Genomic DNA, 2,263 nt, shown 5'->3' with positions numbered 1-2,263 from the left:
TGCTCGGGACACTGCTCGGGACGCTGCTCGGGACACTGCTCGGAACGCTGCTCGGAACGCTGCTCGGGACACTGCTCGGGACACTGCTCGGGACACTGCTCGGAACGCTGCTCGGGACACTGCTCGGAACGCTGCTCGGGACACTGCTCTCCTCGCTGCTGCTCGGTGTGCTGCTCGGGACACTGCTTTCCTCGCTGCTGCTCGGTGTACTGCTCGGAACACTGCTTTCCTCGCCCGGGTCATATGCAAAGAGATCGAAATGGCTCATGGAACCTACCGAGATGGTAAAATCGCCGTCATTACTGGTAAAGGTAAAAGTCGCGGTGACTTTTTCCTGGCTGTTATAATAACTTCCCGTAGTTCCGGATGTGTAATATAACACTTCGGCAGCTCCGTTTAAACTCGGGTCGAAACTTGCAAGTTTTAAAACCAGATCGCCGGTGCTGACGCCGCTGAAAACGCTTTGAAGCGACGCGTTAATGCAGATGAAAAACTTATCGGCGCCTTTTTTGAAAACGACGATGTCGGCTCCGCCATATTCGCCCGGATCGGGATTATCGGTTTTTCCGAGGAAGACGATGTCGTCGAGAACCGAAGGCGCGCTGCCGGTCGCCGAACTCTCGGAAGAGGTTTCCGAAGAGGGTTTTCCGTTTGCGGGCACGGCGCTCAAAGCCATCGTCGCAAAGGAAAAGACGAGCATCAGTGAAAGGAGAATAACTCCGATTTTGGAAAGTGTTTTCATATGGCGACCGTACCTTTCTATCATTATGTACCCTTTATTACGATAATAAGACCGCTCTTGCGGTTTCTGAAATTATTCTATCATATGAAAGTTACATCTTGGTTACATTTTTGACTTTGGAATAACATAAATGTGACTAAATCACAAAAATTATCCTATTAAGTAACACCGGATTTTCGGTTGTTTGCTTTGCAAGCGCAAATTATGTTATAATACAGCATATTTACGGAGGTGCAGATATGGCTGAAGTAATCCCTTTCAGGGCGTTAAGATACCATTATAAAAGAGCGGGAGACCCCGGGACCCTGGTTTGCCCGCCCTATGACGCGGTCAGCGAAGAACGAAGGGCGGAATTGGCCCAAATCAATTCGAATAATGCCATCGTTTTGGAACTGCCCGTCGGTTCCGATAAATACGAAGCCGCTAAAACAACATTAGACCGAATGTTATCGGATGGCGTGCTTTTCGAGGAAAAAACGCCCTGCCTGTATTATTATGAACGGACCTATATTTTAAAGGACGAAACCAGACGCATCGGCGGCTATGTGGCGCGTGTGGGTCTTGCAGAGCAGAGTGAAGGGGTGATTATCCCGCACGAAAACACGCTCTCGGGGCCCAAAGCTGATCGTTTTGAATTGTTGAAAGTCACCGGCTGCAGTTTTTCCCCGGTTTACTCGCTGTTTGAGGACAAAACTCGCGAGCTGGCCGCGCACACCGAACGCCTGCTCACCGAAAAACCCGAGGTGGAATTTTTTGCCGAGGGCGACCTGCACCGGTTCTGGGTCATTTCCGACAGTAAGAAATACCTCCCGATTTGCAAATTGTTTGAGAACAAAAAGCTCTTCATCGCCGACGGCCATCACCGCTACGAAACCGCGCTCAATTTCCGCCGGTATTTACGCGAAAGCGGTGTGAAAGTCGAGGGCGACCACCCGGCGAATTTCGTGATGATGCTGCTTTGCGACATCGACGACCCCGGTCTGACCGTACTGCCGATCTACCGGCTGCTGCACGCCCTGCCCCATTTCGATGCGTCCGCTTTCTTAAAGCTCTGGTCAAACTATTTCGAGATCACAAAATTGAAACATCCGGAGACTGCCGAAGCGGAACTGGCGAAGCATGCCGACCGGAACGCCTTCGGGTTTTATGCGGGAGGAGACGATTGGTATCTGATGACTATTATTAACCCGATTGATTCAACCGACCCGCTCGACACGCTTGACGTCTCGGTGTTACATAAACTCGTTTTGGAGCCGATTGGCATCGATCGCGAAAACATGGCGGCGCAAAGGAATCTCGACTACACCAAATCCGCCGAAGATCTGATTGCGGGCGTCAAAAGCGGCAAATACAATGCGGGCTTTTTCATGAACGGCACCAAGGTCGCCCAGATCACAGCGGTCGCGGGCGCCGGCGAAAAGATGCCGCAAAAATCCACCTGGTTTTTCCCGAAACCGGTTACCGGACTTTACATGAATAAAATATTATAAACGATATATTCAAAACCCCCGAAATCCGATT

General features: G+C 50.7%; 2 protein-coding genes. One reads left to right on the top strand and one right to left on the bottom strand.

Features of this window, described 5'->3' with window-relative positions; all coding sequences use genetic code 11:
* Nucleotides 1–742 (bottom strand): hypothetical protein (locus PKH29_12845; GenBank protein ID HNX15727.1); only part of this gene is annotated, 742 nt, incomplete at its 3' end.
* A gap of 239 nt (nucleotides 743–981) precedes the next feature.
* Here PKH29_12845 and PKH29_12840 point away from each other — a divergent pair.
* Nucleotides 982–2,232, top strand: a complete 1,251-nt coding sequence (locus tag PKH29_12840; GenBank protein ID HNX15726.1) for a DUF1015 domain-containing protein — start codon at nucleotides 982–984, stop codon at nucleotides 2,230–2,232.
* Nucleotides 2,233–2,263 lie beyond the last annotated feature (31 nt).

This window comes from Oscillospiraceae bacterium (assembly GCA_035353335.1).
Classification (GTDB): domain Bacteria; phylum Bacillota; class Clostridia; order Oscillospirales; family JAKOTC01; genus DAOPZJ01.
This window is presented reverse-complemented; position numbering and strand designations above follow the sequence as displayed.